Raw genomic sequence first — 20,133 nt, forward strand, 5'->3', positions numbered from 1 at the left:
ATCGAGGCGCCGAACCGGAGGCAAACCGGTCGGTTTTGTCGAGGATTCGGCAACGAAGAGCTGGCGCACAAGACCCGCCCGCAGTAGCTGACCTGTTCTTCAACGGACTGCTAGCCCGCGGCTCGCCCCTCGAGCGCCCGCAACGCGACCTCCTCGGCGAACCGCACCACCTCGTCGGCCAGGCAGCGATCGACGAACAGCGCCTGGTCGGCGCCGAAGCGGGCGTCGTCGTCGCGCATCGAAACGAGCTGCGGGTAGAGGACGCGGCGCGGGCCGTAGCTGGCGGTGGCGACGGGCACGATGCGGCTCAGCATGCCCTCGAGCCGGAACAGGGCGAAGACGCGCTGCATCGGCTGCTCGTCGCCGCAGAACGACTCCAGCAGATCGACGGCGGCGAGCATGCGCTCGCTCTCGGCGCGTTGCGAGATCAGCCAGGGCTCGATCTCCTCGGCGAGGGCGCGGTCGTCGAGGCCGGCGCGCAGCGCCTCCGCGGCGTCGACCCGCGGCTCGAGCGCGTCGCGCAGCGCCGTCACCGCCTTGAGCGCGCCGCGGCCGGTGGCGAAGGCGGCGCGCACGGCATCGAACAGGTCCTCGAGCTGGCGGTCGCGGTCGTCGGGCGCCGACGGCGAGAAGCAGTGCGCCGCGGCGAACAGGGCGAACGGCGCCGAGGCGCCGGCGCCCGCCTCCTCGACGGCCGTCGCCCAGGCGCGCTCGGGGTCGTAGGCCGCGGGGTCCGCCATGTAGACGGCGGCGGTGTGCAGCGCCACCGTCGACGCGTGGCCCTGCGCCATCGGATTGAGGAGCAGGCCGCTGACGTGCTGCGGCAGCGCGCCGTCGCGGCCGCGGTACGGGCCGAGATGGAGCATCGGTCGCATCGGCCCGTCGGCCACCGGGACGTTGTCCCACACCAGCAGGCGCCGGCGCAGCGTCGCGGCGCGCGCCGCCGCCTCGGCGGCGGTGATGGTCGGGCTGATCACGGTGCGGCCCGTCCAGCCGACCTCGATCGCCGGCGCCAGCTCCGCCCCCAGGGTCGCCAGGTAGTCCGTCGCCGCGGTGCCGACGTAGTCCGTCGGCACCATCCACAGCGTCGACTCGTCGCCAACCGCCTCGGCGACCGCGTGCGTCAGCGCCACGTGCGCCGCCGCCAGGGACGGGAACCGCTCGGCGTCGCCGGCGTGCAGGAAGCCGGTGGGCACGTCGTCGAGCGCCAGGCAGAAGAAGCGGGCGCCGAGGGCGTGGAAGGCGCGGAACTTCTCCTGCAGGGCGCGGACGTCGGCCGCCGACCCGTACTCGATCGTCAGCCCGGGCGACACCGCGAAGCCGACCGCCACCCCGAGCGCCGCGCCGCGCTCGACCAGCGCGCCGAGCTCGCGCAGCATCGCGCCGCTGTAGGCGGTGCGCCACTGGGCGCGGTGCAGCGGGTCGTCCTTGGGCGCGTAGACGTAGCGGTTCATCCCCCAGCGCGCCATGCGCTCCAGCAGCCACAGGCGATCGGCGTGCGCGTACGGCGCCCCGTAGTAGCCCTCGATCACGCCGCGATGGACGAAGTGATGGTCGCTCACACCGGCCTCAGAGCACACCGCGGCCCGGGGGTGAAGCCCTCTGTGGACCTCGCGCGCCGCTGTGGTAGAGACCCGCATGCCTCTCAAACAGGGTGTCGTCGCGTTCTGGAAGAACTACGACCGCAAGGCGGTGGTCCGCGCCGCGCAGCTCGCCGAGGAGCTCGGGTACGATTCGATCTGGATCCCCGAGGCCTGGGCCTACGAGCAGTTCCAGCTCCTCACCGAGATCGCGCTCAAGACCAAGCACATCAAGGTAGCGACCGGCATCGCCAACGTCTTCAGCCGCTCCGCCGGCCTGCTGGCGATGAGCGCCGCGACGCTGGACGAGATCTCCGAGGGCCGCGCCATCATTGGCCTCGGCACCAGCGGCAAGCTGGTGGTCGAGAACTTCCACGGCGTCGCCTACGAGAAGCCGCTCACCCGCCTGCGCGAGACCATCGGCATCATGCGCGCCCTGTGGCGCGGCGAGCGCCTGCGGCCGGAGCTGAGCACCCTCTTCGACGCCCGCCAGTTCAAGCTCGAGATGACGCCGTTGCGGCCGACCATCCCGGTGTACGTCGCCTCGCTGCAGGAGAAGGCGATCCGCGAGATCGGCGCCATGGCCGACGGCTGGCTGCCCACCTTCTGGCCCTATCGCGATCTCAAGGACGGCGTGGCGCTGATCCGCGACGGCGCCGCCAAGGCCGGCCGCGATGCGAGCGCCATCGAAGTGGCCCCTTTCGTCGGCGTCGTGCCGATGGACGACGTCGCCGCGGCGCGCGCCATGATCAAGCCGCTGGTGTCCTTCTACATCGGCGGCATGGGCACGTATTACCACGCCATGTTCTGTCGCTACGGCTTCCAGGAGACCGCCGATCGGGTGCGCGAGCTGTACAACACCGGCAAGCGCCGCGAGGCGAGCGAAGCGGTGAGCGACGAGCTGATCGACGCCATCGCCATCTGCGGCCCCGGCCAGCACTGCCGCGAGCAACTGCAGGAGTGGCACCGCAACGGCGTCGGCACGGCGCTGATCAACCTGCCGACCGGCATGCCGGCCGAGATGACGGAGATGTTCCTGCGCGAGCTGGCGCCGCGATAGCCTAGGCGGCGCTACAGGATTCGTCGGGGAGGTCGGCCGGCGCGCCGATCGAGCCGGCGAGCGGGAAGAAGCGCTCGACCACCTCGCGGAACTCCGCCGGCGTCTCGGCGCGGCAGATGTGGTCGCGGAAGCCCCGCGCCCCGGGCATGCCGGTCAGGTAGCGAACGGCGAACTTGCGCATCGCCACCGTGCCCCAGCGCTCGCCCTCGCGCTCGATCATCTCGGCGTGATGGCGCAGCAGCAGCGCCCGCTGCTCGAGATGGCTGGGCGGCGCCGGCACCGGCTCGCCGGCGAGCGCGGCGGCGATCTCGCGGAACACCCACGGTCGCGTCAGGCAGCCGCGCGCCACCATCACCCCGGCGGCGCCGGTGCGCCGCACCGTCTCCACCGCCGAGGCGGCGTCCTGGACGTCGCCGTTGGCGATCACCGGCACGTCCACCGCCTGGACGACCTCGGCGATCATCTCCCGATTGCACGGCACGCCGTAGCCGTCCCCGGCGGTGCGGCCGTGGACGGTCACCGCGGCGGCGCCGTTGTCGGCCGCGGCGCGCGCCACCGCCGGCGCGGTGCGCTGGTGCACGCTCGGCCCGAGGCGGATCTTCGCCGTCACCGGCACGCCGCCGGCGCCGCGACGGGTGGCGGCGACCAGCCGGCCGACCGTCGCCGGATCGCGCAGCAGCGTCGCTCCGGCCGCATGGGTCCCCATGATCCGCTTCTTGGGACAGCCGAAGTTGAGGTCGATGACGGTGATGCCGAGGTCCACCAGGCGCCGCGCCGCCTCCTCGAGCGGCGCCTCCTCGCGGTCCCAGAGCTGGACGCCGAGCGGCCGCGCCTCGTCCTCGACCCGGCTCAGGCGATCGGGCGGGATGTTGCCCTGCACCCAGCCGCCGGCCGACACCATCTCGGTGTAGATCAGGCCGCAGCCGCCGAAGTCGCGCACGATGTCGCGGAAGATCCGGTCGGTGAAGCCGGCGATCGGCGCCGACAGGACCGGATGCGCCAGCGTGACGGGTCCGATGCGCAGGGTCATTGCCCTACCTAACCACAGAGATTCCCGAAGCGACACCGGGGCCTGCGCGGTGCCCGGTCTCCAGCGGGGTCACCGCAGCACGCGTTCGGCGAGGCGGTCGAGGGCCTCGTCGGCCTCGCGGGCGCGTCGCCATGGCAGCGAGACGACGCGCGTGATGCCGGCATCGGCGTAGCGGCGGACGTCGTCGGCCGTCAGCGCGCCGCCGCCGTGACTGACGGTGAAGTCGAACGGCGCGTCCGCGCGCCCCTGCTCGGCGAGCAGCGCGCGCAGCCGCCGCGCCTGCGCGCCGGCGCTCTCCGGGGTGTGACCGACGCCGTACCAGCCGTCGCCCAGCGCCGCGGCGCGGCGCAGCGCCGCCTCGCTCTCGCCGCCGACCAGGATCGGCGGGTGCGGCCGCTGCGCCGGCTTGGGCTCGAAGCGGACCGGCTCGAAGGCGACGTATCGGCCGCGGAAGGACGCGACCTCCTCGGTCCACAGCGCGCGCAGGGCCCGGATCGCCTCGCGGCCGCGGCCGGCGCGGCTGGCGAAGTCGATGCCAACGGCGCGGAACTCCTCCTCCAGCCAGCCGAGGCCGACGCCGAAGCTCACCCGGCCGCCGGACAGCACGTCGAGCGTGGTCACCATGCGCGCCACCGCGATCGGATGGCGCAGCGGCAGGATGTAGACATTGGTGCCGAGGCGGATGCGCTGCGTGCGCGCGGCCACCTGCATCAACACCAGCAGCGGATCGAGCAGCGGCGTCGCCGGATTGATCGGCGGCACGCCCTCCTGCGCGTACGGATAGCGGCTGCGGATCTCGGCCGGGAACACCAGGTGCTCCGCCACCCAGACCGATTCGAAGCCCAGCGCCTCGGCACGGACGGCGACGTCGGCCATCTGCTGCGGGCGGAGCATGAACAGCGGGATGCCGATGTTCATGCGCCAGCGTCCAGGGCGCGCGCGGCGCGGCGTGTGCGGTGGTCCGTCATGAGAGCCCCAATCGCGCGAACTGCTCCGGCGGCGCTTCGACCGACTGCAGCGCCGCGCGCAGCGCCTCGGCCGCGTCCCGCTCGCCCGCCGTGCCGGCGAGATTGCGGGTCTCGTCGGGATCGTCGCGCAGGTCGTAGAGGTGGTTGCCGCTGAACTCGCCCCAGGCCCAGAACGGCAGCAGGTCGCCGGCGGCGAAGGGCTGGCGGATCACCGGCACCGTCGATCCCGGCATGCGCGCCAGCGTCGCGCGATCGTCCGGCAGCGGCAGCCGCAATTGCGGCGCGCGGTGCACCGGCATCGTCGACCAGCGGTTCGACCACAGGCCGAGCGGCGCGTTGTCGCCGACCGGCGCCCGCGCGTACTTGCGGCGTTCGTCGATCAGGTGCACCTCGCGCCCCCACACCCCGGACAGCGCCCACTCGCGCACCCGGGCGACCTCGCCGCGGATCAGCGGCAGCAGCGACCGGCCGTGGGTGCGGTGCGCGAAGCCGACGCCGAACAGCTCGGCGAGCGTCGCCGGGATGTCGACGTTGGTGGTCAGCGCCGCGACGACGCCGGGCGCGACCCCCGGCCACGCCACCAGCAGCGGCGTGTGGCCGAGCGGCTCGTACACCGGTACCGCCGGCTTGCCCCAGATGTCCTTCTCGCCCAGGTAGTGGCCGTGATCGGTGCAGACGATCACCGCCGTCGTCTCCCACAGCCCGCGGCGGTCGAGCACGTCGAGGACGCGGCCGAGCCAGGCGTCGATCATCGTCAGCTTGCCGCCGTAGCAGGCGCGCACCTGGCGCGCCTGCGCCGGCGAGAGCACGCCGGCGGCCTGCGCGCCGCGCATGTAGGGCGGCCAGATCAGATGCGGACCCCGCCACGCCGGGTCGTAGAGCGACGCGTACGGCTCCGGGGTGTCGAAGGGTTCGTGCGGATCGAACTCGTCGACGAACAGCAGGAAGCGCTCGTGCGCCGGCGCTTCCTCCTCCAGCCAGCGCGCCGCCGCCGCCATGGTGCGCGGCCCCGGGAAATCGGCCTCGTCCCGGAACCAGCCGCGCGAGTCGTCGTAGGGGGTGTGGCCGCGGTGGAACGAGGGCGCGCCGAGCCAGCTCGGATCGGGGCGGCTGCGCCAGGGATCGCTCTCGTGGCCGCGCTGGTAATCCCAGGCGGTGAAGTCGCAGTGGTAGTTCTCGCCGCCGATCTCGAACAGGTGCGGATGATCCGACACCAGCTTGGTCACCACGCCGGCCTGCCGCAGGTGGGCGGTGAGCGGCTGCTCCCAGATCTCGATCGAGCCCCACGGCCGCCAGAGGAAGTCGAGGGCGCCGCACAGGAGATCGTGCCGCGCCGGCATGCAGGGCAAGGCGCCGGCGTAGTGGCGCTCGAAGCGCAGGGCGCGGCGCGCCAGGCGATCCAGGTTCGGGGTCGCGAACTCGCGCCCCCCGTAGGGACCGATCATGTGGCGGTTCAGACTGTCGAGCAGCAGGACGATCGCGTGCCGCGGCGGCGGCGGCGTGGCGGACGGCGGCGCGGTGCTCATGTCAGTCCCCGATCACATCATCCGCCTGCGCGAGCAAGCCGAGCGGCAGGCCGACGCCGGCCTGCTCCGCCGCCTCGGCATTGAGGATGAGGCGCGCCGCCGTCACTCGTTCGAACGGCTCCAGTTGCGGGCGCTCGCCGCGCATCAGCGCCGCGGCGCGCCGGCCCGCCGCGACGGCGGCGGCGCGCTGGTCGGCGGCCAGCGTCAGCACCGCGCCCGCCGGCGCGTGCGCGGCGCGGGTGCCGAGCACCAGCATGCGGCAGGCGCGCGCCCCGGCCACCAGGTCGGCGAGCGCCGCGTCGGTGCTGCGGTCGCCGAGCAGCACCAGCGTCCGCGCATGCCGGTCGCACAGCCCCCGCACCGCCGCGGCGGCGCCGTCGCCCAACGGCTGGCTGAGCACCGGGTGACGGGTCAGGGCGCGGAGCTGGTCGCGGTAGGCGACCGAGTCGGCGTCGCCGGCGGCGAACACCGCCCCGAGCGCCGGCGCCGGCAGCAGCGGCTCGGCCGCGTCGAGCAGGGCGCCGAAATCGTTCACCGCGTAGGCGCCGGCGAGCGGCGGGCCGCTCGGGGCGAACAGCGCCGGCAGCCAGCGCGCCAGCAGCGCCGGCGGCGTGGCGCCGCCAGCGGCCGGATCGGCGACGTCGGTGAACACCACCGCCGGCGCGCTCGGCCGCGCCGCCGCCAGGGCGGCGGTGGTGACGGTCAACACCAGGTCGGCCCCGGCGGCCAACTCCTCGCGCAGGCGATCGGCGAGGGCGGCGGCCGGCGCGCGGACGGCGCGCAGGCTGCGCTCCGGCGCCGCGCCGGCGCCCTGGTCGACGCCCGCCAGCAGCGCCTCGCGGCACTCCGCGGGCGGCGGCGGATCGTCGGGTTCGAGCACCACCACCCGCCATGGACCGTCGTGGGCCGGCGGTTGCTCGCAGGCGGCGAGGGCCAGCAACAGGACCACCGCCGGCCGCCGCCATACCCTTCTCGCCCGGATCGCTCGCCGCACGGCGGCGGATCATGGCAGCGGCACCCGCCAGCGGCAAACTGGCCACCGACGGGAGACTTTTTGCTGCCGCCCCCGCGTGCGCGTTGACAACCCCGCTGCGGCCATGCTCTGTCCCGCAAGCGCTTCAGGGGGGCTATGCGAGACCACGCACTCGGCAACGACGTGGCGGACCTGTCGTCGGTTCTCGGCAGCAGTGCGCCGCAGGCGAGCAGTTTCAACGGCACCAAAGGGCTTCTCCTCGCCGTCCTCGAGGACGGCATCCGCAGCTATCTGAGCCCGGTCGACGAGATCCGCAGCGAGGCGGAGTACTGGGTGAACAGCGGTCGCGCCCGCTCGCCCTTCTGCTTCGTCGTCATCTGCGAGACGCTCGGCCTCGAGCCGGCGGCGGTGCGCCGCGCGCTCGAGCGGATGCGCGCCCAGGCGGTCGATCCCGCGCGCGCCATCGGCCGGACGCGGCCGAACGTGCGCCGCGTCCACCGCGTCTCGCAGCGCGGCCTCGGCTGAACCGCGGCGGCGCGGCTACGGCGCCGTCCAGTTGCCGGTGACGTCGCCGATCAGGACGCCGACGAAGGTCTGACTGCCGGCGCTGTCGACCAGCGGCTGGTAGGTGATCGCACCCATCCGGCACTGGCCGTTGCCGAGCTGCGGCTGCACCAGCGACTGGAATGGCGCCGGTCCGGGGAGCGGCTGGAACAGCCAGTCGGAGCCGCAGGTCTCGGCGGCCGGCAGCCGCGCTCGCGTGCCGACCTTGAGCTCGAGCACGCGCACCGCGTCGAGCGTGCTGCACGTGCCGTCCCCGGTGGTGTCGCAGGCGAGCATCTGGATCGGCCCGAAGGGACGCATGCCGGCGACGTGCTGGAGAATGTGGGCGGCATCGAGCGCCGAGAGCCCGTTGTTGATGTCGCCGGTCTTGCGCGGCGTCAGCGTCCAGTTGCCGCCGGGGAGCGGCGCGGCCGTGTAGTTGCCGGCGCTGTCCGTGGCGGCCATCACGGCGCCTGGTCCGGCGGCGGAGACGACGACGCCGGGAACGACCTTGCTGCCGAAGTAGTACGGCACCGAACCGCTGACGGTGAACGGGGTCGGCGTCGCGCCGGCAGTCGGCGTCGGGGTCGGTGGATTCAGCGCCCGCAGGCGATAGATGGCGCCGGCGCCGATCGAGGCGATGTAGATGGAGCCGTCGGGCGCGCGCTCGAGATCGCTGATGCCGCCGAACCCGGAGCCGAGGCGCACCAGGTCGCGCTCGCTGCTGCTGTCGGCCACCAGATCCGCGAGGCCGGCCACGCCGCCGAGATCGAAGGCGGTGCGCGCCTGGTTGAGCGGCAGGCGGTAGAGCTGACCGTTGTTGAAGTCGGCGACCAGCGCCACGTGATCGTACGCCGGGCCCAGCGCGCCGCCGCTCGGAAAGACGATGCCGGTCACCGCCACGGGAGCCACCCAGGAGAAGGCGGGATCCGCGTAGGCGCTGGCGCCCCCCGGCATGGCGAACAGGCTGGCGATGCTGTTCGCGCTGCGCGCGGCGGGCCCCATGATCGGCCGCCAGCCGCTGTTGAAGCCCGGCACGACGCGATTGATCTCGTCGTACGACGTCGGCCCGTTCTCCGTGTCCCACAGGTCGCCGGTGAACGGATCGATGGCGAGGCCGAAGCCGTTGCGCACCCCGTAGGCGTAGTAGCGGGCGACCGCCGTGCGGCAGGTCTCGCCGCCCGGGCAGCCACTGCCGCTTGGACAGGTCTGCGCGGTGGTGAGGCTGCAATACGGAACGAACGGATTGCCGGGCGCCGGGCTGCCGTCCTGCTGCACGCGCAGGATCACCGCCGTGTCGTCGGGCGGCGCGCCGCCGGGATTGTTCTCGAGCTGGCCGTTGCGGTTCAGGTCGCCGATGACGACGAACAGCGGCCGCCCGTCGCCGATCAGCGGCGTCGGCGGCGGGCTCGCCAGGGGGCCGAGCAGCAGCGCGCCGCCATTGTGGTTCGGCCCGCTCAGCACCGGCAGATCGAGAATGAGCTGGCGGTTCTCCAGCCGACCGGCGGCGGCGTTCCAGGTGTAGCGGTAGACGCGATTGCCGAGCGGGGTGCCGCTGTCCGGCGAGCCGTCGCCGTCCGGGTCGGCCACCTCGGTGTAGTAGAGGAAGACGCGGGGTGGGTCCTCGCCGTTGATGGCGATGCCGAGCAGGCCGCGCTCGCTGTCGCTGTTGACGGCGACGTCGAGCACTGGCGTGCTCTGCAGCACGCCGCCGACGACCCGGCGCACGCGACCGGTGCTCTTCTCGAGGAAGAGGAAATCGTCCGGCCCGAGGAAGGCGAGGTTGGTGGGCGTGTTGAGCTGGGTCAGCACCGTGTCGACGGTGAGCGAGAGATCGTTCACCGTCGGCGCCGCCGCGGCGGCCCCGGCCCACCACAGCGCGACCACCGCGCCCGCCACGCGCCCCCATGTGCCCATGACGCGGAGCATACCCACGCCTCGGAGCACCGGGAAGCGGGATTGCGCGCTCGCCGCGATTCTCCGGTCGACGCCCCGCGGCGAAGCTGCTACTTGCTGCGCCGTGGAGGAGGAGGCGCGGATGACTCGACGCATCGCCGTGGTCATGCTGGCGGCGCTGGTGTTCGTCGCGACGCTGGCGGCGCCGCGGCGCGCCGCCGCCACCGACAACCTGGTGTACATCATCCCGGCCGCGATCGGCGGCGCGGTGGCGCTGGTCGCCATCATCGCCATCCTGGTGGTCGATCGCAGCGAGCCGGAGTACGAGCTGGTGCCGAACGCGCCGCGCCGGGCGCAGCGCGGCCTGCAGTTCGCCCCGTCCTGCGCGTTGACCGACCACGGACTGCCCCTGGCCTGCTGGTAGGGGCGCCGGCCGGTCCGACCGGGGCCCGGGGCCCGCGGTCGCGCGCCGTATCACCGCCGGGCATCACGCCTTTGTCGGGCGCGGCGACGAGTCTCGGCGCGCAGACGAGCCGGTCGCGTGGCATGGGCGAGGCCGATGCCGCCGCGCCGTTTTGTCCTTGCCAATGCGACCTGCAGCATGGGACGCTATGTCGTGGCGATCATGCGAGGCTCCCGCCCTGCGGGCTCCATCCACGGTCTCCGCGCCCTGATCCTCGCCGTCGCCCTGGCCGCGGCGCCGGGCACCCGTTTCGCGGCCGCGCAGAGCGCCTGCACGGGCGATTGCAACGGCAACGCTCAGGTGACGATCGACGAGCTCGTCCGCTCGGTCAACATCGCCCTCGGTCTCCTTCCGCTCGACGCCTGCCTGGCCGTCGACCGCAACCTGGACGACCAGGCGACCATCAACGAGCTGATCACCGCCGTCAACTTCGCCCTTTTCGGCTGCCCCGCCGCGTTCACGCCCACCCCCACGCCGATGCCGCCCACCGCGACGCCGCTCGGCACGACGCTGCAGGTCGACGCCGGACCGGACGTGCTCATTCCGCTCGACGGCGCGGCAACGCTGACCGGGCGCGTGACCGGCGGCGGCGTCGCGAGCACGCCCGCGACGCCGCAGGCGCACTGGAGCGTGGTGGACGGCCCCGGCACCGTCACCTTCGGCTCGCCAAACGCCCTCACCACCACGGCCCGCGCCTCGGCCGTCGGCTCGTACCGGGTGCGGCTCAGCGCCACGCTCGGCAGCGCGTCGGCGAGTGACGAGATGCTGCTGCACGTCGACCTCGCCGCCGCCAACCTGGCGCCGGTGCTCGATCCGATCGCCGACCAGACCATCGCCGCCGGCTCGGCACTCCGCCTCGCGCTGATCGGGCACGATCCCAATCCGTTCGACACGCTGGCGTACGGCCTCGTCTCCGGTCCCGACGGCGCGACAGTGGACCCGCAGGGCATTTTCGGCTTCGCGCCCCTCGCCGATCAGTTCGGCGCGCACGCGGTGACCGTCGCGGTCACCGATCCCGGCGGGCTCAGCGCTCGGCGCTCGTTCACCGTGCGCGTCGTACCGGGCAATCGCCCGCCGGCGTTCGGGCCGCTCCCCGATGCCGTCACGCGGTCGATGACACCGTTCGCGCGCCTGCTCACCGCGACCGATCCCGACGGCGACGCGCTCCGGTTCGCGCTGCTGTCCGGCCCGGAGGGCATGACGCTCGACGGCGCGCAGCTGGCGTGGACGCCCGGCGCCGGTCAGGTCGGCGCCTTCGTCGTCCGCGTGCAGGTCGTGGACGCCGCCGGCGCGTCGGCGCTGGGCGAGTTCCGCGCCGTCGTTCCGCCGCCGGCGGCTCCGCAGGCGAGCAACGACCGCTACGAGGTGCAACTCGGCCGCACGCTCACCGTGCCCGCGGCCGGCGTGCTCGCCAACGACGTCAGCATCGACGCAGGCCCCCTCACCGCGCGGCGGCTCACCCCGGCCGACAAGGGCGCGGTCACGGCGTTCGCGGCGGACGGATCCTTCACCTATCAGGCGCCGCCGGCGCTGCCGCCACCGCCGCCGCTCGACGCCACCGTCAAGTACCAGCTGTACTACGGCAACTCGGTCATCATCGGCTGGTACCCGCCGCTGGTTGCCGATGTCGACGGCGACGGCAAGCCGGAGATCATCTTCTGGCGCGGCGACACCATCACCGTGGTGCACGGCGACACCGGCGAGGAGCTGTTCAGCGCCAACAGCCTGCCGGCGCCCTATGACGGCTGCGCCATGTACGGACGCGGCGCCGATACCTTCGCGGCCGCCGACATCGACGACGACGGCGCCGTCGAGATCGTCATGAGCGCCCAGTGCGCGGCCGACAACGCGAATTACATCTACGTTGCCGGCAATGCGGCGCGGCTCGTCGCGCTCGCCTACGATCCGGCGGCGCCGCAGCGCGTCCGCGTGAAGTGGCTCTCCGATCCCCTCTCCCCGCGCATCCCGTACACCGAGGGCGACGGCCATCTCTTCGTGCCCTTCGGCGGCCAAGCGGCATCCGCAGCGATCACCGTCGCCCGCCTGCGGCCCACCGAGCCACCCACCGTGCTGCTCGGCAAGAGCTACAGCAGCGGGCCCGGCCCGCGCAGCTACTGTGGCCAGGTACTGCCCGGAAAACTCGATCCCCACTGCCGCATCGTCTTCGCCGTCGACGGCGCCACCGGTGCGCTCAAGACGCCGTACTACGCCGCGCCCGAGGACCCGAACAGCGTCGGACCGTACGGCGATCAGGTGTACGGCGGTCCGAGCGCAGCCAGCGTCGCGGACGTCAACGACGACGGGCAACTCGACGTCCTCTTCCAGGGCACGTTGTGGAACGCCGACGGCACCGTCCAGCGCCAGTTCGACGGCACGCCGTCCACCTCCTCGGGCACCGCGGATTCCCTGCTGGTCGATCTCGACGGCGACGCCGCGATGGAGATCGTCACCCTCGACGCCGCCAACTACCGCCGCAACGGCATCCTGCGCGCCTGGAAGGCCGACGGCCGCCTGCTGTGGAAGCTGACCCTGCCCACGGACGGGGTGTACACGCGCCTGAGTGCCGCCGACGTGGACCGCAGTGGCCGGCCGACGATCCTGTTCGCCATCCGCACCACCATGTACGCGGTCGACCAGGACGGCCAGTTCAAGTGGGTGCGCACGTTCCCCTACGACGGGAGCGGCTTCCACTCCCTGGTGAGCGGCAACGGCACCGGCTTCCCGGTCTACGATCTCAACGGCGACGGCATCGTCGACATCGTCGTGCAGTTCACCAAGAGCACCATCCTCTTCCTGCGCGGCGACACCGCCGAGACCCAGGCGTCGTGGACCTATCCGGGTGGCGACGAGCGGGGAACGCAGAACGCACAGGCGCCGGTGATCGCCGATCTCGACGGCACCGGCGAGGCCAGCCTGATCTGGTACCACGACGTCAATTTGAACGATCACTCCTTTCTGCAGGTGCTGAAGGGCGCCAGCGCCCCGTGGCGCGCCGCGCCGACCCATCTCAACCAGCGCGCCTACTGGGGCACGAACTTCAACCCCGACGGCAGCGTGCCGCGCACCTACCCGCGCCACACCGCCGCCCCGAGCACCAACGTGTACCTGCAGCAGCCGCCGGCGCCCTACGCGCTGGAGCCGCGGCTGCGCACGCAGGCGCAGTTCACGTACGCGGCGCGCAGCGGCGAACGCGAGTCGGCGCCGGCGCGTGTGACCATCGACATCCTACCCGAGAACCGGCCGCCGACGCTCACCGCGCTGCCGCCGGATACGCTGCCGATCGGCGACTACCGCAACCAGCTCTACACGTTCCAGCTCGCCGGCACCGATCCCGATCCCGGTGACGTGCTCACCTTCGGTCCCACCGACGAGCAGGGCTGCGGTTTCGAGGGGCGCGTGAACATCTCGCCGCAGGGTCTGTTCACCTACTGGGGCCGCTCCGGGGGCGAGGAGTACTGCTTCTTCCGCGCCACGCTGTCCGACGACAAGGGTGCCACGGTGACGGCGCCCATCGTCATCTTCTTCACCGACCAGCAGCGGCTCGTGCCGGATGTGGTCGGCCTGGAGCGCAGCGCCGCCCTGGACGAAATCCTGCGGCTCGACCTCGCCGTCGGGCCGCCGATCGCCGTCGCCTCACGCGTTCCGGCGGGCCAGGTGCTGACGCAGCATCCCGCCGCCGGCAGCGAGGTGCGCCGCGGCACGCGGGTACAGCTCACCGTCTCGCTCGGTCCGGGCCCCGCCGACACCGATGCCGACGGCGACGGCTTCACGCCCAATCAGGGCGACTGCGACGACGCCGATCCAGCCATCAACCCGGGCGCCGCCGAGATCCCGAACAACGGTATCGACGAGAACTGCGACGGCTCCGAGCGCGTCGTCCGCGAGGTGCGCGTCTCGCCCGGGCGCGCCCTGCGCGTCACCGGCGAAACCATCCCCTTCGTCGCCACCGCGCGGTACGACGACGGCGCCAGCGCCGTCGTCGCCGCCCACTGGAGCTCGACGGCCGCCACCGTCGCCAGCATCGACGGCGCCGGGGTGGCCCGGGCGCTGAACGTCGGCACGACCGACATCCGCGCCGTCTTCGGCGGCGCGGAAGGTCACGCCGAGGTCCGTGTCGCCGCCCGCAACGCCGGCGACCAGGACCTGCCGACGGCGGCGATCACGACGCCTCCCGACGGCGCCACGATCACGGGCCTGACGCAGGTCACCGGCACCGCCACCGACCGCAGCTTCCTGCGCTACGAGCTGGCGCTGGCGCGCGCCGGCGAGTCGGAGTTCACGCTGGTCGGCGAGGGCTCCGCGCCGGTGGTCGATGGCGTGCTCGGCACCCTCGATCCGACGCTGCTGCCGAACGAACACTACACGCTGCGGCTCACCGTGTTCGACCGCAACGGCAACAGCGAGGCCGTCGAGTCCGCATTCCTCGTCGAGGGCGGCGCCAAGGTCGGCAACTTCACCCTGCGCTACGAGGATCTCACCGTGCCGGTCTCCGGCATCCCCGTGCAGGTGGTGCGCACCTACGACAGCCGCGACAAGCGCGGGGGCGACTTCGGCATCGGCTGGCATCTCGACGTCCAGACCGTGCGCGCCACCGCCGCGCGGGTGCTCGGTCGCGGCTGGAGCGTGCAGCGCCCGGGGTTGGGCTTCGTGCTCGTGCCCGGGGGCGATCACGTTGTCAGCGTCACGCTGCCCGGCGGCAGGATCGAGAGCTTCGAGATGCAGCTCTCGCCGAGCTCGTCGCTGTTCGTGCCGCTCACCCGGCTGCAGGCGACCTTCACGCCGCGGCCGGGCAGCCGGGGCGCGCTGGAAAGCCTGGACAACAACAGCCTGCTGATCGCCGATCCGCAGCCCGGCCCGGTGACGCTGCTCGACGACGAGACGCTCAACGAGTACCACCCGGACCGCTTCCGCTACACCGCGCCGGACGGCACGCAGTACGTCGTGAGCCGCAGCCGCGGCGGTGAGCGCGTACGCGATCCGCAGGGCAACGAGGTCACCGTCGGACCGAACGGCATCAGTCATTCGGCGGGCCCGAGCGTCCAGTTCACGCGCGACGCGCAGGGGCGCATCACCGCGGTGACCGATCCCAGGGGCATGGTGCAGCGGTACGCGTACTCGCCCGCGGGCGACCTGATCTCGCATACCGACGCGAACGGTCACATCACCGAGTTCGTCTACAACGCCACCCATGACGTCGTGCGCATCGTCGACCCGCTGGGGCGGGCGACGGCGCGCGCCGAGTACGACGACGACGGACGGCTGATCGCGCTGACCGATGCCGCGGGGCAGCGCACGACCTATGAGCACGACGTCGTCGGCCGCCAGGAGGTGGTGCGCGATGCCCTCGGCCGCGTCACCGTCAGCGAGTACGACGAGCGCGGCAACGTGCTGGCGGTGACCGATCCGCTCGGCGCCCGCACGACCTTCACCTACGACGGGCGCGGCAACCAACTGACCAGCACCGACCCGCTGGGCGCCGTCACCACCTTCACCTACGACGGCGACGATCACCTGCTGACGGTCGTCGATCCGCTCGGGCACATGACGGCGTTCACCCGCGACGGCGCCGGCCGGCCGCTGACGGTCACGGATCCGCGCGGCGGCATCACCACCAATCGCTACGACGGTTCCGGCAATCTGGTCGAGGTCGTGAACGCGGCAGGCCAGACACTGTCGCTCGGCCGCGACGGCGCCGGCAACGTCACCTCCCTGACGGACGCCGCTGGGACCACCACCAACACGTACGATGGCGCCGGGCGGCGCACGCAACTCGTCGATCAGCTCGGCCTCGTCACCAGTATGCAGTACGACGCCAACGGCAATCTGATCGGGCAGCAACAGAGCCGGCCGGGCGCCGACTGGACGCTGACGTACGACGCCGCCAACCGTCCCGTCCGCCGCACCTTCGCGGGCAGGACGCGCGAGCTGGGTTACGACGCCGCCGGACAGCTCGCGACCGCCGTCACCGCAACGGGCGAGGAGGTCGCGCTGAGGTCCGACCCCGCCGGACGACTGGCGGCGATCGAGAGCCCGGCCCGCGGCACGCTGCTGCGCCAGACCTACGACGCCGTCGGCAACCGCATCGGCGTCGTCGACGGGCTCGGCAACGAGACCCGCCATACCTACGACGCGGCCGATCGCCTCGTGCAGACGCGCCGTCCGGACGGCACCATTCAGCGGCGCGAGTACGACGCCGCGGGACGGGTGACGCGGGTGGTGGACGCGCGCGGCAACGCGACGACGTACGCCTACGATCTCGCCGGCCAGCTCGTCACCCAGACCGACGCCCTCGGCGGGCAGCGGCATTTCGAGTACGACGCCAACGGCAATCAGATCGCCGAGACCGATCCCCTGGGGCGTACCACGCGCTTCGCCTACGACGCGCTCGATCGGCTGGTGGAGACGACCTACGCCGACGGCACGACGGCGACGCGCGCCTACGACGCGGCCGGCAACGTCACGACCGTCACCGACGCCGCCGGCAGGCAGACCCGCTACACCTACGACGCCGCCGGCCATCTGCTCACCACCACCGACCCGCTCGGCAACCTGATCCGCTACGAGTACGCCGCGGGCGGCCAGCGGACCGCGATCGTCGACGCGAAAGGCCATCGGACGCAGCTCGCCTACGACGACGCCGGCCGGCTGAACCGGGTCACGTATCCCGACGGCGACATGACGACCACCGCGTATGACGACGTCGGCAACGTCCGCTCGCGCACCAATGGTGCCGGGCAGACGGTGCAGTACCAGTACGACGACGCGGGATGGCTGCGCGGCGCCGTCCTGCCCGGCGGCGCGACCGAGAGCTACGACTACACGCCGGACCAACGCCTGCGCACCGTGACCGACGGGCGCGGCACCACGCGCTACGACTACGAGCCGCTGACCCGCCGGCTGGCGCGCGTCACCGAGCCCGACGGCCGCTACGTGCGCTACGCCTACGACGCCGTGGGCAACCGCACGCTGGTGGCGCACGGCGGCCCGACCATCAGCGAGGCCATCACCCGCTACGCCTACGATGCGCTGAACCGGATCGCCGAGATCACCGATCCCGCCGGCGGCAAGACGGTGCACGCCTACGACGCCGTCGGCAACCTGATCCGTGTCACCCGGCCGAACAACGTCGTCACCGACCTCGCGTACGACGAGCTCAACCGCATCACCGCCATCACCGACCGCAGGGGCGGCGCCGTCGTGGCGAGCGAGCGCTACGTCCTCGACGAGCTCGGCAACCGCATCGGCGTCGAGCGCGAGGACGGGAGCCGGATCGAGTACACCTACGACGCGCTCTCGCGCGTCACCCGCGAGCGTCGTCTCGCTCCCGGGGCGGTGCTGACGGTCGATCTCGTCTACGGCTACGACGCCGCCGGCAATCTCGTCACCGCCGGGCCGGCGGGAGCACCGGCCAGCTTGGCGTACAACGCCAACGATCAACTCACCTCGGGCGGCGGCGTGACCTACACGTACGACGGCGCCGGGCGGCGCGTACGCGAGGCCTGGACGGACATGGGGATGCCGCGCGTCGTCACCTACGAGTGGGACGCGCGCGACCGACTCACCGCGTTCCGCGCCACCACCGGCGCCACCACGACCTACGCCTACGACGGCGACGGCACGCGCGTCGCCAAGGGCGGGGCGGGCGGCGCGATCGAGTATCTGGTCGACCGCCACAACGCCACCGGCTACTCGCAGATCGTGCGCCAGCGCGGCGGGTCGGTCGATCGCAGCTTCGTCTACGGCACGCGCCTGCTGGAGACCTTCGACGGCGGTACGCCGCGCTACCGGCTCTTCAACCACATCGGTTCGACGCGCTTCGACACCGCGCCCGACGGCACGATCGCGGACGCCTTCGACTACGATGCGTACGGCAATGCGTTGGGCGGCGCCGACCCGACCGGCGGGCCGCACCGATTCGCCGGCGAGGAGCTCGATGCCGAGTCCGGCCTCACCTATCTGCGAGCGCGCTACTACGATGCGGCGACGGGCGCCTTCCTCTCGCGGGATCCTCAGCCGGGCGGCGACGGCGACGCGCTGTCGCAGCACCGCTATCTGTATGCCGCCGGCAACCCGGTGAACCGCACCGATCCCTCCGGCCGCTTCACGCTGCCCGAGGCGTTGGTGTCGTCGTATCAGCGCCTGCAGGCGGCCGGACAGAACGTGCTACGGGCCCGACGCGGTCTCAGCCAGGCAAAGGACGTCACGGCGACGACGATGCGCACGCTCGGCGGCGTGCTGGCCATCGACGCCATCCTCGAGGCGATGACCAACAACCGCCGCGTCGAGCGCTGGTTTGGCGGCGGCGCCGCGGCGAATGTGTATCAGCTCGATGAACTCGGCAGCGCCGCGACCGGCGCCGTCGAGATCATCGCCGCCGTCGCACTGGGGCGTGCCGCCATCGACATGCTCAACGGCCGCGAGATCGTCTTCACCATTCAGGGCTTCGGCCTGGTCGCCAGCGGCAGCCCCGGCGACCTCGCGCAGGTGACGCGCAACGAAGGCTATTCGGCGCACTGCGAGAACCGGGTCACGGCCCGCGCCTTCGCGGTGCGGCCGGTGCGGCCCGGGGGGTCGTGGGGCATCCATCTCTGCGCCTCGTTCTTCGGACAGACCCCCATGCCCACGGCCGAGAACCTGACGGCGCAGGGGCGTGCCTCCATGCCCGGCCTGCTGGTGCACGAGTTCATGCACGTCATCTCCAACGAGCGGATCGGCGACCGCACCTACCAGTGCGCGCTGACCTACCAGGACGCGGCGGGCAGATCGCGGGCCGGGGTGGAAGCGAGCGCGCTCGTGCCGGGTGCCAATCTGTTCGTCGCCGACGCCTACCGGTGCTGGGTCGAGGACGCGGCGGTCGGCGCGCCGAACCCCAACACGCCGAACCCCTGGGCTCCCTGAGGCGGCGCACGGGCCGCAGCGGCTCGCCAGCCGGCCGCGTCCGGCGGCGTGGTGGCGCTGGTCGCCATCATCGCCATCCTGGTGGTCGATCGCAGCGAGCCGGAGTACGAGTTGGTGCAGACCCGCCTGCCCAACACCGTGCCGCCGGGCGGCATCCACTGCGCGCCGGCGTGCGCGCCGGATCCCCAGGGGCTGCCGCTGCTCTGCTGGTGAGCGCCGCGCCGGCGGGGCGCGGCCCGCTCAGACGACCGCGCCGACGCGCAGCGGCGGCTCGACGTTGGCCGCCAGCGGGCTGGGCTCGATCCGCGCCTGCTCGTGGCTGCCGAGGGTGAGCACCTCGACGCCGCGCTCGGTGACCAGCAGCGTGTGCTCGAACTGCGCCGAGAGCGAGCCGTCGACGGTCACCGCCGTCCAGCCGTCCCGCAGCACCTGGCAGCGCCAGTCGCCGAGGTTGATCATCGGCTCGATGGTGAACGTCATCCCCGGCAGCAGGCGTTCGCCGCTCCCCGGCTTGCCGTAGTGCAGGATCGCCGGCGCGGTGTGGAACAGACGCCCGATGCCGTGCCCCGAGAACTGGCGCACCACCGAGTAGCCGCGCGGCTCGACGAAGCTCTGGATGGCGTGTCCGATGTCGCCGGTGGTGGCGCCCGGCCGCACCGCCGAGATGCCGCGCCACAGCGCGCGGTAGGTATCCTGCACGAGCTGGCGCGCTTTCGGCGACACCTCGCCGATCAGGAAGGTGCGCGACGCGTCGCCGTGGAAGCCATCGAGGATCGGGGTGACGTCGACGTTGACGATGTCGCCCTCGCGCAGCACCCGTTCGGGATCGGGGATGCCGTGGCAGACGACGTCGTTGACCGAGGTGCAGCAGTGCGCCGGGAAGCCGTGGTAGCGATACGGGGCGCTGACCGCGCCGCGGGCCCGGGTCGCCTCGTCGACCAGGCGGTCGATGTCGGCGGTGCTCATGCCCGCCCGGATCTGCCCCTCGACGAGGTCGAGCAGCTCGCCCGCGAAGCGGCCGGCGGCGCGCATCTTCTCGATCTCGAACGGCCCGAGGGTCGACGCGCCCGGGCGTCGGTCGTCCTTCCGCTTGCGCTTCTTGCGCGTCATAGGAGTCGGCAGGATAGCCGACGCCCGCGAGTTGGCCAACCGGGTCCGTGCACCGGGTCCGTGCCGGGGGGCCGAGGCGTCCGCGT

12 protein-coding genes are annotated in these 20,133 nt (G+C 72.7%); 5 read left to right on the forward strand and 7 right to left on the reverse strand.

Going from position 1 to position 20,133, the window contains the following annotated elements; translation table 11 throughout:
* Positions 1 to 110 precede the first annotated feature (110 nt).
* Positions 111 to 1,562, reverse strand: coding sequence for a beta-N-acetylglucosaminidase domain-containing protein (locus KF840_06340; protein ID MBX3024512.1), 1,452 nt, complete (start codon positions 1,560 to 1,562; stop codon positions 111 to 113).
* 76 nt (positions 1,563 to 1,638) lie between these two features.
* Here KF840_06340 and KF840_06345 point away from each other — a divergent pair, with 76 nt between their 5' ends.
* Complete coding sequence (locus KF840_06345; GenBank protein MBX3024513.1) at positions 1,639 to 2,640, forward strand: LLM class flavin-dependent oxidoreductase; 1,002 nt, start codon at positions 1,639 to 1,641, stop codon at positions 2,638 to 2,640.
* A 1-nt stretch (position 2,641) separates the two neighbouring features.
* On the opposite strand, the gene KF840_06350 is transcribed toward KF840_06345, so the two are convergent.
* The 4 genes from KF840_06350 to KF840_06365 all read right to left on the reverse strand — a co-directional run bounded on the left by KF840_06350 (position 2,642) and on the right by KF840_06365 (position 7,113).
* On the reverse strand, positions 2,642 to 3,670 hold the full coding sequence (locus KF840_06350; protein ID MBX3024514.1) for a tRNA-dihydrouridine synthase: 1,029 nt from the start codon (positions 3,668 to 3,670) through the stop codon (positions 2,642 to 2,644).
* Between the two features lie 69 nt (positions 3,671 to 3,739).
* Positions 3,740 to 4,588, reverse strand: coding sequence for an LLM class F420-dependent oxidoreductase (locus KF840_06355; protein ID MBX3024515.1), 849 nt, complete (start codon positions 4,586 to 4,588; stop codon positions 3,740 to 3,742).
* 46 nt (positions 4,589 to 4,634) lie between these two features.
* Positions 4,635 to 6,164 (reverse strand): sulfatase-like hydrolase/transferase, encoded by a 1,530-nt coding sequence (locus KF840_06360; GenBank protein MBX3024516.1) that lies wholly within the window; start codon positions 6,162 to 6,164, stop codon positions 4,635 to 4,637.
* Position 6,165: 1 nt separating this feature from the next.
* Positions 6,166 to 7,113 carry a hypothetical protein gene (locus KF840_06365; GenBank protein ID MBX3024517.1) on the reverse strand — a complete coding sequence of 316 codons (948 nt, stop codon included), beginning with the start codon at positions 7,111 to 7,113 and terminating at the stop codon, positions 6,166 to 6,168.
* 180 nt (positions 7,114 to 7,293) lie between these two features.
* On the opposite strand from KF840_06365, the gene KF840_06370 reads away from it, so the two are divergent.
* On the forward strand, positions 7,294 to 7,662 hold the full coding sequence (locus KF840_06370) for a hypothetical protein (GenBank protein ID MBX3024518.1): 369 nt from the start codon (positions 7,294 to 7,296) through the stop codon (positions 7,660 to 7,662).
* 15 nt (positions 7,663 to 7,677) lie between these two features.
* Here the strand turns inward: KF840_06370 and KF840_06375 are convergent, their stop codons facing one another.
* Positions 7,678 to 9,597 carry a PQQ-dependent sugar dehydrogenase gene (locus tag KF840_06375; protein ID MBX3024519.1) on the reverse strand — a complete coding sequence of 640 codons (1,920 nt, stop codon included), beginning with the start codon at positions 9,595 to 9,597 and terminating at the stop codon, positions 7,678 to 7,680.
* A gap of 121 nt (positions 9,598 to 9,718) precedes the next feature.
* Between KF840_06375 and KF840_06380 the strand changes: the two genes are divergently transcribed.
* The 3 genes from KF840_06380 to KF840_06390 all read left to right on the forward strand — a co-directional run bounded on the left by KF840_06380 (position 9,719) and on the right by KF840_06390 (position 19,150).
* Positions 9,719 to 10,000, forward strand: coding sequence for a hypothetical protein (locus KF840_06380; protein MBX3024520.1), 282 nt, complete (start codon positions 9,719 to 9,721; stop codon positions 9,998 to 10,000).
* Positions 10,001 to 10,201: 201 nt separating this feature from the next.
* Entirely contained in the window at positions 10,202 to 18,937 is an 8,736-nt protein-coding gene (locus KF840_06385) for a PASTA domain-containing protein (GenBank protein MBX3024521.1), read from the forward strand.
* Positions 18,938 to 18,988: 51 nt separating this feature from the next.
* On the forward strand, positions 18,989 to 19,150 hold the full coding sequence (locus KF840_06390; GenBank protein ID MBX3024522.1) for a hypothetical protein: 162 nt from the start codon (positions 18,989 to 18,991) through the stop codon (positions 19,148 to 19,150).
* A 27-nt stretch (positions 19,151 to 19,177) separates the two neighbouring features.
* Here KF840_06390 and map read toward each other — a convergent pair whose 3' ends face one another.
* On the reverse strand, positions 19,178 to 20,047 hold the full coding sequence (gene map, locus KF840_06395; GenBank protein MBX3024523.1) for a type I methionyl aminopeptidase: 870 nt from the start codon (positions 20,045 to 20,047) through the stop codon (positions 19,178 to 19,180).
* Positions 20,048 to 20,133: the final 86 nt, after the last annotated feature.

The organism is bacterium (assembly GCA_019637795.1).
Lineage (GTDB): Bacteria > Desulfobacterota > Binatia > HRBIN30 > CADEER01 > JAHBUY01.